The organism is Pseudomonas sp. 2822-15 (assembly GCF_002742515.1).
Classification (GTDB): domain Bacteria; phylum Pseudomonadota; class Gammaproteobacteria; order Pseudomonadales; family Pseudomonadaceae; genus Aquipseudomonas; species Aquipseudomonas salomonii.
Genome location: NZ_LJRY01000156.1, coordinates 377,982 through 391,932, shown reverse-complemented (window position 1 = coordinate 391,932; position 13,951 = coordinate 377,982). Strand labels below are relative to the sequence as shown.

Sequence of the window (13,951 nt, the reverse complement as noted above, 5' to 3'; positions counted from 1 at the left end):
AGGCGCGTTGTTTATAAAAGACCTCAGGTCAAAGGGCAGGAGTGGTTGATGGGTCAGGCAAATAGTCAGGCGGCAGGTGCCGAGCATTCCAATGCAAAGCCGATTGGCATGCTGGTGGCGGCGGTCGGGGTGGTTTACGGCGATATCGGTACCAGCCCGCTCTATACCCTTAAAGAAGTGTTTACCGGTGGTTACGGTGTGCAGGTCAACCATGATGGCGTGCTGGGTATCCTGGCGCTGATCTTCTGGTCGCTGATTTGGGTCGTGTCGATCAAATACATGCTGTTCGTGCTGCGTGCCGACAACCAGGGCGAGGGCGGCATCATGGCGCTGACGGCACTGGCAAGGCGCGCGGCAGGCACGCGCAAGCGCCTGCGCAGTTTTTTGGTGGTGTGCGGGCTGTGCGGTGCGGCGCTGTTCTACGGCGACAGCATGATCACCCCGGCGATTTCGGTGTTGTCGGCCATTGAAGGCCTGGAATTGGCGTTCGATGGCCTGGAAAAATGGGTCGTGCCGATTGCACTGGTGGTGCTGGTGGCGCTGTTCCTGATCCAGAAACACGGCACCGACCGCATCGGCAAGCTGTTCGGGCCGGTGATGGTCACCTGGTTCCTGGTGCTGGGCGGCCTTGGGATCTATGGCATCACCTTGCACCCTGAAGTGCTCAGCGCGATGAACCCGATGTGGGCCGTGCGGTTCTTCGAGGCCCACCCAGGCATTGGCGTGGCGATCCTCGGCGCCGTGGTGCTGGCACTGACCGGCGCCGAGGCGCTGTATGCCGACATGGGCCACTTCGGGCGCAAACCCATTGCCCGCGCCTGGTTCATCCTGGTGTTGCCGGCGCTGGTGCTTAATTATTTCGGCCAGGGCGCCATGTTGCTCGGCGACCCGGAAGCCGCGCGCAACCCGTTCTACCTGCTGGCGCCGAGCTGGGCGCTGATCCCGCTGGTGGTGTTGTCCACCCTGGCCACGGTGATTGCCTCCCAGGCGGTGATTTCCGGCGCGTTCTCGTTGACGCGTCAGGCGATCCAGCTCGGTTACATCCCACGCATGCACATCCAGCACACCTCCAGCGCCGAACAGGGCCAGATCTACATCGGTGCGGTGAACTGGTCGCTGATGGTTGGTGTGATCCTGCTGGTGCTTGGCTTCGAGTCCTCCAACGCACTGGCCTCGGCCTACGGCGTGGCGGTGACCGGGACCATGCTGATGACCACTATCCTGGTGTCGGCAGTCATGCTGCTGCTATGGAAGTGGCCACCGATCCTGGCGGTGCCGGTACTGGTCTGCTGCCTGTTGGTGGACGGCCTGTATTTTGCCGCCAACGTGCCGAAGATCATCCAGGGCGGCGCCTTCCCGGTGCTCGCGGGGATTGTGCTGTTCGTGCTGATGACCACCTGGAAGCGCGGCAAGCAGTTGCTGGTCGAGCGCCTCGACGAAGGCGGCCTGCCGTTGCCGATCTTTATCAGCAGCATCCGCGTGCAGCCGCCTCACCGCGTGCAGGGCACGGCGGTGTTTCTCACCGCGCGGCCGGACGCCGTGCCCCACGCGCTGTTGCACAACCTGCTGCATAACCAGGTGTTGCACGAGCAGGTGGTGCTGTTGACGGTGGTCTACGAGGACATTCCTCGCGTGCCGGTCACGCGGCGTTTCGAGGTCGATGCCTACGGCGAAGGCTTCTTCCGGGTCATCCTGCATTTCGGGTTTGCCGATGAGCCGGACGTGCCCGAAGCCCTGAAGCTGTGCCATCTGGACGAACTGGACTTCAGCCCGATGCGCACCACCTACTTCCTCAGCCGCGAAACCGTGATCGCCTCGCGCATCAAAGGCATGGCGCGCTGGCGCGAAGCGTTGTTTGCATTCATGTTGAAAAACGCCAACGGCAACCTGCGCTTCTTCAAACTCCCGGTAAACCGGGTGATCGAGCTGGGCACCCAGGTCGAGATGTAATCTCTTGCAATACGGGAGCCGGCACTCGGCTCCCGCTTTCCTTTCTGAACCCTGTGCAATCCAGCGTTGTCGACTAGGCTCTAAGCACTGTTTGAATAGTGCCCACAGAACCCAGAAGAGGTGCGCCATGAGTCAGCTGCTCGAACCCTACACCCTCCGTCAATTGACCCTGCTTAACCGCATCGCCGTCTCGCCGATGTGCCAATACTCGTCCGACGATGGCCTGGCCAATGACTGGCACCTCGTGCACCTGGGCAGCCGCGCCGTCGGTGGCGCCGGGCTGATTTTTACCGAAGCCACCGCCGTCACCGCCGATGGCCGCATCACCGCCCAGGACCTGGGTCTGTGGAACGACGCGCAGATCGAACCGCTGCAACGCATCACCCGCTTTATTGCCGCCCAAGGCGCGGTGGCGGGCATCCAGCTGGCGCATGCCGGGCGTAAGGCCAGCACCCACCGGCCGTGGATCGGCAAGCACGGCAGCGTCAAGCCGGAAGACGGCGGCTGGGTGCCGGTGGGGCCCTCGCCGATTGCCTTTGACCCGAACCACACGCAACCCAAGCCACTCGATGAAGGGCAGATACAGCAGGTGATTGCCGATTTTGTCGCCGCCGCCAAGCGTGCGCTGACCGCCGGTTTCGAAGTGGTGGAAATCCACGCCGCTCACGGTTACCTGTTGCATCAATTCCTTTCGCCGATCAGCAACCAGCGTCAGGACCACTACGGCGGCTCGTTTGAAAACCGTATCCGCCTGGTACTCGAAGTGACCAAAGCCGTGCGCGCCGTCTGGCCCCAGGAGCTGCCGCTGTTTGTGCGGGTGTCGGCCACCGATTGGGTCGAAGACGGCTGGAACCCCGATGAAACCGTGGAGCTGGCGCGCCGCCTCAAAGACCTGGGCGTGGACCTGATCGACGTGTCCTCCGGTGGCACCGCCGCGAACGCCGAGATTCCCACCGGCCCCGGCTACCAGACGCGGTTTGCCGAGCGCGTGCGCAAAGAGTCGGGTATCGCCACCGGCACGGTGGGCATGATCACTGAACCGGCCCAGGCCGAACATATCCTGCGCACCTGCCAGGCCGACATCATCTTCCTCGCCCGTGAGCTGTTGCGTGACCCTTACTGGCCGCTGCATGCCGACGATGACCTGGGCGGGCGCAAAGCCATCTGGCCTGCGCAGTACCAGCGGGCGACCCACCGTGATCAGCCGATTCATGAGTCTGACCTGAGGGATTGAACCCGCGCAGCGTTCCACAAACCCACCCAATTTGGTGGGTTTTTTGTTACCCACGTTTAACGCAAGCCTGACCCGCAGCCGTATGCGCAAGAGCCTCACGATATCCACCTTTAGCGGCCGCTGCGTGAGAAAGGGTTGTAGGTATTTGTTACCGAAGTAATTTTTTAAGTGAATACTCTAAAAAAATCCCACACGTCACCAGATTGTTTCTACGCTTAAGGTAAGTGTGATTTCTGGCCCAGGGAGTCAGGCTGTTTGCCCTTGAAGCCACTGCGCTTCATGAGCGTTGGGAATGGGCACCAGGAGTAATTGACTGATATCAGGAGTAACGGTCCATGACCAAGTCTTATGGCGTAGCGGGTGCGGTGGCGTCTTTTTTGGGTCGCCGGATGTCCTTGCGGGGGCGAAGGTTGAGTTCGGATGAGGTGGAGTTGCTGGCGCAGTATCGCGCCCTGACCGAAAACGATCAGGTGGCGATGCGCTACTTGATCGGCGCAATGAAGAGCGTGTCGCGGTTTTAACCGGCATAAGCGCGTTCCCACGCTCGCGTGGGAACGCTCTGTTGGCGCGTATCAGCTGTACTTGCGCTGGTCCGGTGCCGGCGGGAAGTACTGATACAGCCAGGTTTCACTCAAGGTGCGGTCCTGGGTGCGGATAAACAGCCGCAGTTCCACCGGCTCTACGCTGTCGCTGGTCGGGTACCAGTCGAACAGAATGCGATAGCCCTTGATGTTGTCCAGCACCAGCACACTGAAGTCTTTGACTTCGCCGTGGGAGCAGGTCACCACCGGTTCGATCCCGGTGCCGGCCGGCAGGCGATCCAGGCCGCCGCCCTTGAAATCCACGGCAAAGCGGCGCGCCCACACGTCGGGGTAATGTTCGCCCGGTGCCCAGCCTTCGGTAAAACCGCCCATGCCGGAACGGGTGGCATCCACTTGCGCCAGCGGTGTGCTTACCGGCGGCAGCGCGCTCCAGTACAGCTTGTAGCCATAGTTGAGTGATTCGCCGGCGGCCACGGGCTTTTTCGGGGTCCAGAAGGCCACGATGTTGTCCAGGGTTTCGCCGGTGGTGGGGATTTCCAGCAAGTCGATCGAGCCTTCGCCCCAGGCGGTGGTCGGTTCCACCCACAGGCTTGGGCGCTTGCTGTACCAGTCCACGGTGTCCTGGTAGCTGGCGAACTCATGGTCGGTCTGCACCAGGCCGAAGCCTTTCGGGTCAGTGTCGGCAAAGGCGTTGAATTGCAGCTTGGCCGGGTTGTTCAGCGGGCGGCAGATCCACTCGCCGTTGCCACGCCACATGGCCAGGCGGTCCGAGTCGTGGATTTGCGGGTGGATGGTGTCGCACATCCGCCGTTCGTGGGTACCGCAGCTGAACATGCTGGTCATGGGTGCGATGCCCAGTTGTTCGATGGCGGTGCGCGCATTGATGTGCGCGTCGATGCCCATCACCACCTGGCTGGCCTGGCAGTCGATGTCGAAGCGGTAAGCGCCAGTGGCGCTCGGCGAGTCGAGCAGGGCGTAAACCACAAAGCGCGTGGCGTCTTTGCTTGGGGTTTCGAACCAGAACTGTGTGAAATCGGGGAATTCTTCGCGTTTTTTCGCGTAGGTATCGATCGCCAGGCCGCGTGCGGAGAGGCCGTACTGGCCGGTTGCGTCCACCGCACGGAAGTAGCTGGCGCCGAGAAACGACAGCACGTCATGGCGATCCAGTTCCGGCGCCTTGAACAGCTTGAAGCCGGAGAACCCCAGGTCGCCGGTCAGCTGTTTGGTGTCCACCGTGGTCTTGGCATAGTTGAACAGCGAAGGGCGGAAATGCACCTCGCGGGCTTCGCGGGTCTTGGGGTCGACGCTGTGCATGCGCACCGGCGTCTTGAAGCCCATGCCGACGTGGAAGAATTGCACGTCAAGCTGGCCGTTCAGCTCCTTCCACAGCGAATGGTTGCCGTCGTAGCCAATGGCGTTGAAATTCTGTGGGGTCATGGTTGCCAGCGTCGGCGGCAGCACCTGTTTGGTGTCTTTATACGCGGTGACGGCGAGCTGCTTGGCCTGGGCCTTGAGCGTTTCGAAGTCGAACGCCACGGCCTTGCCATCGGCGGCACGGTTCCCAGCCCAGGCCTGCGCGGCCAGCAGGCCACTGGCCGACAAACCGGTGTAAGCCGCAATGGCCATGGACGCTTTAAGCAAATTCCTGCGGTGCATAGAGACAACCTGTCGTGAGCAAATCCCGCGCCGTTCCTGGCACGTAACGGATCAGAAATAACGGTTCGGACATGCCTTCGACCAAACGCAACGGACAATAAACAGACGCCGGATAGCTTAAGCGGTTCGATGCAGAAGGAAAATTGATTGATGGCGGGGTGATGGCGTTGCATGTGAAACAAGACGTTTCCAGCTTGTGCTGTCGGCGTTACATCTGGAAGCACTCTAGATCGCGGCTTTTTGGCACTTAGTTTTACGCTGGGGGCCTATTGGTCCTACGAACCCAAGTGTCTGGAGGCTACGCATGAATACCCGTGGATTGCTCGATCAGTTGCTCAAATCCGGCCAGGACATGTTGCAAAACAAAGCCGGCGGGCAACGCAAATCGGACGACAAAAGCGCCCTCGGCGGCTTGCTCGGTGGCGGCGGGCTCGGCAGTTTGCTCGGCGGTGCGGGCGGCGGCGCCCTGGCGGCGGGTGCGATGGGGCTGTTGCTGGGGAATAAAAAGGCGCGCAAATTCGGCGGCAAGGCGCTCACCTATGGCGGGCTGGCGGCACTTGGCGTGATCGCCTACAAGGCTTACGGCAACTGGCAGGCGCAGCAGGCCGGTGCGCCCCAAGGCGAGCCGCAAACCATCGACCGCCTGCCGCCGGCCCAGGTCGAACAACACAGCCAGGGCATTCTCAAGGCGCTGGTCGCTGCCGCAAAAGCCGACGGGCATGTAGACGAACGTGAACGCGCCCTGATCGAAGGCGAATTTACCAAGCTCGATAACGACCGTGAACTGCAAAGCTGGCTGCACGCCGAGCTGAACAAGCCTCTGGATCCCGCCGACGTGGCGCGGGCAGCGAGCACCCCGGAAATGGCCGCCGAGATGTACATCGCCAGCGTGATGCTGGTGGACGAAGAAAACTTCATGGAAAAAGCCTACCTGGACGAGCTGGCCCGCCAACTCAAACTTGAGCCCGGCTTAAAGGCCGAGCTGGAAAAACAGGTACGGCTTAACCAATAAGTCCCGGCTCAATGATCGCTCCCACGCTCTGCGTGGGAGCGCAGCCCGTGACGCTCTGCGTCACCTGCACAGTGTTTTTGCGTTCTGTGAGCGCTACATCAAAACCTGTTGATTAATGCGGGCACCCGCTCAGCTATACTCCTCGGCATTTGATCGGCCCTTCGAGGAATTACTGTGAAGAACTGGACCTTGCGCCAACGGATCTTGGCAAGCTTTGCGGTCATTATCGCCATCATGCTGTTAATGGTTGTGGTCTCTTATTCACGGTTGCTGAAAATCGAGGAGGGTGAGAATTCGGTTCGGGATGACGCGGTGCCTGGGGTGTACCTCAGTTCGATGATTCGCAGCGCCTGGGTCGACAGTTACCTCGATACCCTGCAATTGATCGGCCTGCGCGACGACAAAGGGTTGACGGACGCCGACAAGGCCGACTTCAAATCCTTCGAAGCCCGCGTCGTGCAGCAGATGGCCAATTACGCACAAACCATCCGCGGTGATGAGGATCGCAGTCAGTTCGACCGGTTCGAGGCGCTGCACCAGGCCTATAACAAGAGCCTCGCCGTCGTGCTCGACAGCCTGCAACGGGGTGATCTGGCCGGCGCGCGCAAGGAATTCGACACCCAGTTGACGCCGACCTGGACCGCAGGTCGCATGAAGCTCAACGACATCATCACCGATAACAAGAATGTCGCCGACCGCGCAACCAACGCGATCGATGACGCAGTATCCGCCGCGAAAATCAGTATGTTCGTGTCGCTGGCCGTGGCCATCCTCGCTGCCGGGCTGTGCGGTTTGCTGCTGATGCGCGCGATCATGGCGCCGATGAACCGCATCGTCGAAATTCTCGAAACCATGCGCACCGGCGACCTGAGCAAGCGTTTGAACCTTGAGCGCAAGGACGAATTCGGCGCTGTCGAAACCGGCTTCAATGACATGATGACCGAGCTGACCGCCCTGGTCTCCCAGGCCCAGCGTTCGTCGGTGCAGGTGACCACCTCGGTGACCGAGATCGCCGCCACCTCCAAGCAACAACAGGCCACGGCCACCGAAACAGCGGCCACCACCACCGAGATCGGCGCGACCTCACGGGAAATTGCCGCCACGTCCAAAGACCTGGTGCGCACCATGACCGAAGTGTCCACCGCCGCCGACCAGGCCTCGGTCGCCGCCGGTTCCGGCCAGCAAGGCCTGGCGCGCATGGAAGAAACCATGCACTCGGTGATGGGCGCCGCCGACCTCGTGAACGCCAAGCTGGCGATCCTCAATGAGAAGGCCGGTAACATCAACCAAGTGGTGGTGACCATCGTCAAGGTGGCCGACCAGACCAACCTGCTGTCGCTCAACGCCGCCATTGAAGCCGAGAAGGCCGGCGAGTACGGGCGCGGGTTTGCCGTGGTGGCCACCGAAGTGCGCCGCCTGGCCGACCAGACCGCCGTGGCCACCTACGACATCGAGCAGATGGTGCGCGAGATCCAGTCGGCGGTGTCGGCGGGCGTGATGGGCATGGACAAGTTCTCCGAAGAAGTGCGTCGCGGCATGTTCGAAGTGCAGCAAGTGGGCGAGCAGCTGTCGCAGATCATCCATCAGGTACAGGCCCTGGCGCCGCGGGTGCTGATGGTCAACGAAGGCATGCAGGCCCAGGCCACCGGCGCCGAGCAGATCAACCACGCGCTGGTGCAACTGGGCGATGCCAGCAGCCAGACCGTGGAATCCCTGCGCCAGGCCAGCTTTGCCATTGATGAACTGAGCCAGGTTGCGGTCGGTCTGCGCAGCGGCGTATCGCGTTTCAAAGTCTGATGAGCGACCTCGCGGCTAAACGCGGCGCCGTCCCGGCAGCGAAAAAGGCGTTGTTCCTGGTGTTCCGCATCGGTGGTGAACGCTACGCCCTCAAGGCCACGGAAGTGGCCGAGGTGTTGCCGCGCCTGCCGCTCAAACCTATCGCCCATGCACCATTGTGGGTGGCGGGGATCTTTGCTCACCGTGGCGCATTGGTGCCCGTCGTCGACCTGTGTGCGTTGACCTTCGGCACAGCGGCCCAGGCGCGCACCAGCACCCGGCTGGTGCTGGTCAATTACCAGCCGCAACCCTGGCTCGAGGCGCGCTGGCTGGGGCTGATCCTGGAGCAGGCCACCGACACCCTGCGTTGCGACCCGGCCGAATTCCAGCCTTACGGCCTGGCTAACCGCGAGGCGCCGTACCTGGGGCCGGTGCGTGAAGATGCCTTGGGTTTGATGCAATGGATCGGCGTCGACGACCTGCTCACCGATGACGTGCGCGCCTTGCTGTTTGCCAGTGAGCTGAGCCTATGAGTAACGACCCGCGCTTCTTTGCCTTCTTGAAGGACCGTATTGGCCTGGACGTCGCCTCGGTAGGCGAGGCGATCATCGAGCGAGCCGTACGCCAGCGCAGCCAGACCGTGCAGGCGCAGACCGCACAAGAGTACTGGCAGCATTTGCAGAGTTCCCATGATGAGCAGCAGGCGCTGATCGAAGCGGTGATCGTCCCCGAGACCTGGTTTTTCCGCTACCCCGAGTCCTTTGCCACTCTGGCGCGTTTGGCCAAGGAGCGCCTGGCGGCGATCAAGCAGATGCGCGCCCTGCGTATTCTCAGCCTGCCATGCTCCACGGGCGAAGAGCCTTATTCGATTGCCATGGCCTTGCTCGATGCCGGGCTGGCGCCGCACCAGTTCAAGGTGTTGGGGCTGGATGTCAGCCCGCTGTCGGTGGAGCGCGCCAAGCGTGGCGTGTACGGCAAGAACTCCTTTCGCGGCGGTGATATCGAGTTTCGCGAGCGTCACTTCAGCGAACAGCCCGACGGTTTCCACATCGCCGAGCGGGTGCGCGAACAAGTGCGCCTGCAAGTTGGCAACTTGCTCGACCCGGCGTTGCTGGCGAATGAGCCCAGCTACGATTTTGTATTTTGCCGCAACCTGCTGATCTACTTCGACCAGCCCACCCAGAAGCAAGTGTTCGATGTGCTCAAGCGCCTGACCCACGAAGACGGCGTGCTGTTTATCGGCCCCGCCGAGGGCAGCCTGTTGGGGCGCCATGGCATGCGTTCGATTGGCGTGCCGCAATCCTTTGCGTTCAGCCGGCATGCCGAGCCGGTCAAGCCTGAACCGGTGTTTGTGCCCCTGCCCATCCCCCAGCGCAGCGCAGCGCCGATTCCGGCCAAGCCGCGCCCGTTCAGCACAGTGAGCGCCCAAGTAGTGCCGATCAAGGCGCCGCACAGCGATGCGGGCGACTTGCTCAGCCGCATCGCCACGCTGGCCAACGAAGGCAAAAGTGCCGAGGCCCGTGCCGCGTGTGAACAGTATTTGAGTAACCACCCGCCGGCCGCCCAGGTGTTTTACTGGCTGGGGCTGCTCAGCGACGTGGCCGGCAGCGCCCTGGAAGCCCAGGGTTATTACCGCAAAGCCTTGTACTTGGAACCACAGCACCCGCAGGCCTTGATGCATCTGGCCGCATTGCTCGAGTCCCAGGGTGACAGCGCGGGCGCGCGCCGCTTGCAGGCGCGGGCCGCGCGCAGCGAGCGGGCAGACAGTGAGTCCAAACGATGAATAACCTTGATGCGCTCGACACCGCAGGCCTGGACCTGACCCTGGCCGACACCCAAGCCATCGACGACTGCTGGAACCGCATCGGCATCCATGGTGACAAGTCCTGCCCGTTGCTCGCCGAGCATATCCACTGCCGCAACTGCTCGGTGTATTCCGCCGCCGCCACGCGCCTGCTTGACCGGTACGCGTTGCAGCAGGGCGACCGGCAGGCGTATGCCGTCGCGCAAGTTGACGAAAACATCGTCACCCGTTCGATTCTGATGTTCCGTCTGGGTGAAGAGTGGCTGGGCATTGCCACCCGATGCCTGGTGGAAGTGGCGCCACTGCAGCCGATTCATTCGTTGCCGCACCAGCGTTCCCGCGCATTACTGGGCGTTGCGAATGTGCGCGGTGCGCTGGTGGCGTGCCTGTCACTGGTGGAGCTGCTGGGGCTGGACCCTGCCGGCACAGGCACTACTGGCGCACGCGTGATGCCGCGCATGTTGATTATTGCTGCCCAGGACGGCCCGGTGGTGGTGCCGGTGGACGAAGTCGACGGCATCCATGCCATCGATGAGCGCACCTTGAAGGCCGCGTCGGCCTCCGGCACCCAGGCCAGTGCGCGCTTCACCCAAGGCGTGTTGCAGTGGAAAGGCCGCAGCCTGCGTTGGCTGGACGAGGCGCAATTGTTGTCTGCCGTGACCCGGAGCCTCACATGACCCCCGACCAGATGCGCGATGCCTCGCTGCTGGAACTGTTCAGCCTGGAAGCCGATGCACAAACCCAGGTACTGAGCGCGGGCCTGCTGGCCCTGGAGCGCAACCCCACCCAGGCCGACCAGCTTGAGGCGTGCATGCGCGCCGCGCACTCGCTTAAAGGCGCGGCGCGGATTGTCGGCGTGGACGCCGGGGTCAGCGTGGCCCATGTGATGGAGGACTGCCTGGTCAGCGCCCAGAAAAACCGCCTCTATCTGCAACCCGAGCATATTGACGCCTTGCTGCAGGGCACCGACCTGCTGATGCGCATCGCCACGCCGGGCAATGACGTAGGCCCGGCGGATATCGAAGGGTATGTGGCGCTGATGGAACGCCTGCTGGATCCGTCGCAGCCGATCGTCCAGGCCACACCGGTCGCCTTCGCCACTCCGGAACCTGCGCCTGCGCCGGTGATTGACCCGCTGCCGCCGGAGCCTGAGCCCGCGCCGCCTGTCAGTACTGACCTGCCGCGCCCGAACAAACGCATGACCGAAGGCGGCGAGCGCGTGCTGCGTGTCACCGCCGAGCGCTTGAACAGCCTGCTCGACTTGTCGAGCAAGTCCTTGGTCGAGACCCAGCGGCTCAAGCCTTACCTGGTGAGCCTGCAACGCCTCAAGCGCATTCAAAGCAACAGTGCGCGCGCCCTGGACACCCTCGATGGCCAGCTCAAGGCCATGGACTTGAGCCTGGAAGCCCAGGAAGCTCTGGCCGACACGCGCCGCCTGTTGAGTGAAGCCCAGGCGTTGCTGGCGGATAAAACCGCCGAGCTGGATGAGTTCGGCTGGCAGGCCGGGCAGCGCGCCCAAGTGCTTTATGACACCGCGCTGGCCTGCCGCATGCGGCCGTTTGCCGATGTGCTCGCCGGCCAGGTGCGCATGGTGCGCGACCTTGGCCGCAGCCTCGGCAAGCAGGTGCGCCTGGAGATCGAGGGGGAAAAGACCCAGGTCGACCGCGACGTATTGGAAAAACTCGAAGCGCCGCTCACGCACTTATTGCGCAATGCCGTCGACCACGGCATTGAAATGCCCGAGCAGCGGGTGTTGGCGGGCAAACCCGCCGAAGGCTTGATCCGCCTGCGCGCCTCCCACCAGGCCGGTTTGCTGGTGCTGGAGTTAAGCGACGACGGCAATGGCGTCGACCTGGAACGCCTGCGTGGCACTATCGTCGACCGGCATCTGTCACCGCTGGAAACCGCGCTGCGCTTGAGTGAAGAAGAGCTGCTGACCTTCCTGTTCCTGCCGGGCTTCAGCCTGCGCGACAAGGTCACCGAGGTGTCCGGGCGCGGCGTCGGCCTGGATGCGGTGCAGCACATGGTCCGCCAACTGCGCGGCGCGGTGGTGCTGGAACAGACGGCGGGGCAGGGCAGCCGTTTCCACCTGGAAGTGCCGTTGACCTTGTCGGTGGTGCGCAGCCTGGTGGTGGAAGTCGGCGAGGAAGCCTATGCCTTCCCGCTGGCGCATATCGAACGGATGTGCGACCTGGCGCCGGAGGACATCGTGCAATTGGAAGGCCGCCAGCATTTCTGGCACGAAGGCCGGCATGTCGGCCTGGTGGCCGCCAGCCAGTTATTGCAGCGCCCGCCGGGGCAGAGCAATGACGAAACCCTGAAGGTGGTGGTGATCCGCGAGCGCGATGCGGTGTATGGCATTGCGGTGGAACGTTTTATCGGCGAACGCACCCTGGTGGTGTTGCCGCTGGATGACCGCTTGGGCAAGGTCCAGGATATTTCCGCCGGTGCTTTGCTGGATGACGGCTCGGTGGTGTTGATCGTCGACGTCGAAGACATGCTGCGTTCGGTGGATAAATTGCTCAACACTGGCCGCCTGGAGCGTATCGCCCGGCGCAGCCAGCAGGCCACCGAAGCACCGCGCAAGCGCGTGCTGGTGGTGGATGACTCGCTCACCGTGCGTGAACTGCAACGTAAATTGTTACTTAATCGTGGTTATGAAGTGGCGGTCGCCGTCGATGGCATGGATGGCTGGAACGCACTGCGTTCCGAAGACTTCGACCTGCTGATCACTGACATTGATATGCCTCGTATGGACGGGATCGAATTGGTCACACTCTTGCGCCGTGATAGTCGCCTGCAATCGTTGCCGGTGATGGTGGTGTCGTACAAGGATCGCGAAGAAGACCGGCGCCGTGGACTGGACGCCGGTGCCGACTATTATCTGGCTAAAGCCAGTTTCCACGACGACGCCTTGCTGGATGCCGTGATGGAGCTGATCGGGGGCGCTCGGGCATGAGGATTGCGATCGTCAATGACATGCCCCTGGCGGTAGAGGCGCTGCGCCGTGCCTTGAGCTTCGAGCCGGCGCACCAGGTGGTGTGGGTGGCCAACAATGGCCTGGAGGCCGTACAGCGCTGCGCCGAATTGACCCCGGACTTGATCCTTATGGACCTGATCATGCCGGTGATGGACGGCGTGGAGGCCACGCGACAGATCATGGCCGAGACCCCATGCGCTATTCTGCTGGTGACCGTCGACCGCCAGGCAAATATGAGTCGCGTATTCGAAGCCATGGGCCATGGCGCCCTGGATGTGGTGGACACCCCGGCGCTGGGCGTGGGCAACCCCAAGGATGCGGCGGCGCCGTTGCTGCGCAAAATCCTCAATATTGGCTGGCTGATCGGCCAGCGAGGCAGCCGCGTACGCGCCGACACCGCGCCTGCACGCGCGCCCGGCAAACGTCAAAGCCTGGTGGCGATTGGGTCGTCGGCGGGCGGCCCGGCCGCCCTGGAAATCCTGCTCAAGGGCTTGCCCCGCGATTTTCCCGCCGCGATTGTGCTGGTGCAGCATGTGGACCAGGTGTTCGCCGCCGGCATGGCCGAATGGTTGAGCAGCGCCTCCGGGCTGCCGGTGCGTCTGGCGCGAGAGGGCGAGCCGCCACAAAGCGGCGTGGTGCTGCTGGCCGGTACCAACCACCATATTCGCCTGTTGAAAAATGGCACGCTAGCCTATACCGCGGAGCCGGTGAACGAGATTTACCGGCCGTCCATCGACGTGTTTTTCGAGAGCGTCGCCAGCCACTGGAACGGTGACGCCGTCGGCGTACTCCTGACCGGTATGGGGCGCGACGGGGCCCAGGGCCTCAAGATATTGCGTGAACAAGGCTATTTGACCATCGCTCAGGATCAGCAGAGCTGTGCGGTGTATGGCATGCCCAAAGCGGCGGCGGCCATTGATGCTGCTGTTGAAATTCGCCCACTGGACAGAATTGCGCCCCGATTGCTGGAGGTATTTGCAAAATGATCAAGACCTCT

General features: G+C 62.6%; 11 protein-coding genes. 10 read left to right on the top strand and 1 reads right to left on the bottom strand.

What is annotated here, in order from left to right:
• Positions 1-48 precede the first annotated feature (48 nt).
• The 3 genes from AOA59_RS03510 (at position 49) to AOA59_RS03500 (ending at position 3,705) form a co-directional block, all read left to right on the top strand.
• On the top strand, positions 49-1,950 hold the full coding sequence (locus AOA59_RS03510; protein ID WP_056857580.1) for a potassium transporter Kup: 1,902 nt from the start codon (positions 49-51) through the stop codon (positions 1,948-1,950).
• 127 nt (positions 1,951-2,077) lie between these two features.
• Positions 2,078-3,184: an NADH:flavin oxidoreductase/NADH oxidase gene (locus AOA59_RS03505; protein WP_065928937.1), complete on the top strand. Its 1,107-nt coding sequence runs from the start codon at positions 2,078-2,080 to the stop codon at positions 3,182-3,184.
• A 335-nt stretch (positions 3,185-3,519) separates the two neighbouring features.
• Positions 3,520-3,705 carry a hypothetical protein gene (locus AOA59_RS03500; protein ID WP_065928938.1) on the top strand — a complete coding sequence of 62 codons (186 nt, stop codon included), beginning with the start codon at positions 3,520-3,522 and terminating at the stop codon, positions 3,703-3,705.
• A 51-nt stretch (positions 3,706-3,756) separates the two neighbouring features.
• Here AOA59_RS03500 and AOA59_RS03495 read toward each other — a convergent pair whose 3' ends face one another.
• Entirely contained in the window at positions 3,757-5,382 is a 1,626-nt protein-coding gene (locus tag AOA59_RS03495; RefSeq protein ID WP_099485944.1) for a glucan biosynthesis protein D, read from the bottom strand.
• 304 nt (positions 5,383-5,686) lie between these two features.
• Here AOA59_RS03495 and AOA59_RS03490 point away from each other — a divergent pair, with 304 nt between their 5' ends.
• The 7 genes from AOA59_RS03490 (at position 5,687) to AOA59_RS03460 (ending at position 13,940) form a co-directional block, all read left to right on the top strand.
• Positions 5,687-6,394: a tellurite resistance TerB family protein gene (locus AOA59_RS03490; protein ID WP_056857576.1), complete on the top strand. Its 708-nt coding sequence runs from the start codon at positions 5,687-5,689 to the stop codon at positions 6,392-6,394.
• Between the two features lie 174 nt (positions 6,395-6,568).
• Positions 6,569-8,191, top strand: coding sequence for a methyl-accepting chemotaxis protein (locus AOA59_RS03485; protein WP_056857575.1), 1,623 nt, complete (start codon positions 6,569-6,571; stop codon positions 8,189-8,191).
• Positions 8,191-8,703: a chemotaxis protein CheW gene (locus tag AOA59_RS03480; protein ID WP_099485942.1), complete on the top strand. Its 513-nt coding sequence runs from the start codon at positions 8,191-8,193 to the stop codon at positions 8,701-8,703. The genes AOA59_RS03485 and AOA59_RS03480 overlap by 1 nt, the downstream gene beginning before the upstream one ends.
• Complete coding sequence (locus AOA59_RS03475; protein WP_099485940.1) at positions 8,700-9,953, top strand: protein-glutamate O-methyltransferase CheR; 1,254 nt, start codon at positions 8,700-8,702, stop codon at positions 9,951-9,953. Before AOA59_RS03480 ends, AOA59_RS03475 begins: the two co-directional genes overlap by 4 nt.
• On the top strand, positions 9,950-10,651 hold the full coding sequence (locus AOA59_RS03470) for a chemotaxis protein CheW (protein ID WP_099485938.1): 702 nt from the start codon (positions 9,950-9,952) through the stop codon (positions 10,649-10,651). The genes AOA59_RS03475 and AOA59_RS03470 overlap by 4 nt, the downstream gene beginning before the upstream one ends.
• Positions 10,648-12,933, top strand: a complete 2,286-nt coding sequence (locus AOA59_RS03465; RefSeq protein ID WP_099485937.1) for a hybrid sensor histidine kinase/response regulator — start codon at positions 10,648-10,650, stop codon at positions 12,931-12,933. The genes AOA59_RS03470 and AOA59_RS03465 overlap by 4 nt, the downstream gene beginning before the upstream one ends.
• The gene (locus AOA59_RS03460) at positions 12,930-13,940 is read left to right on the top strand and encodes a chemotaxis response regulator protein-glutamate methylesterase (protein ID WP_065928944.1); all 1,011 of its coding nucleotides are present in this window, start codon (positions 12,930-12,932) and stop codon (positions 13,938-13,940) included. Before AOA59_RS03465 ends, AOA59_RS03460 begins: the two co-directional genes overlap by 4 nt.
• Positions 13,941-13,951: the final 11 nt, after the last annotated feature.

Excerpts from the sequence above, each read along its gene's own strand:
- AOA59_RS03505 (WP_065928937.1), top strand. The coding sequence starts at position 2,078 with ATGAGTCAGCTGCTCGAACCCTACACCCTCCGTCAATTGACCCTGCTT.
- AOA59_RS03470 (WP_099485938.1), top strand. The coding sequence starts at position 9,950 with ATGAATAACCTTGATGCGCTCGACACCGCAGGCCTGGACCTGACCCTG.
- AOA59_RS03490 (WP_056857576.1), top strand. The coding sequence starts at position 5,687 with ATGAATACCCGTGGATTGCTCGATCAGTTGCTCAAATCCGGCCAGGAC.
- AOA59_RS03495 (WP_099485944.1), bottom strand. The coding sequence starts at position 5,382 with ATGCACCGCAGGAATTTGCTTAAAGCGTCCATGGCCATTGCGGCTTAC.
- AOA59_RS03480 (WP_099485942.1), top strand. The coding sequence starts at position 8,191 with ATGAGCGACCTCGCGGCTAAACGCGGCGCCGTCCCGGCAGCGAAAAAG.
- AOA59_RS03460 (WP_065928944.1), top strand. The coding sequence starts at position 12,930 with ATGAGGATTGCGATCGTCAATGACATGCCCCTGGCGGTAGAGGCGCTG.
- AOA59_RS03465 (WP_099485937.1), top strand. The coding sequence starts at position 10,648 with ATGACCCCCGACCAGATGCGCGATGCCTCGCTGCTGGAACTGTTCAGC.
- AOA59_RS03500 (WP_065928938.1), top strand. The coding sequence starts at position 3,520 with ATGACCAAGTCTTATGGCGTAGCGGGTGCGGTGGCGTCTTTTTTGGGT.
- AOA59_RS03510 (WP_056857580.1), top strand. The coding sequence starts at position 49 with ATGGGTCAGGCAAATAGTCAGGCGGCAGGTGCCGAGCATTCCAATGCA.
- AOA59_RS03475 (WP_099485940.1), top strand. The coding sequence starts at position 8,700 with ATGAGTAACGACCCGCGCTTCTTTGCCTTCTTGAAGGACCGTATTGGC.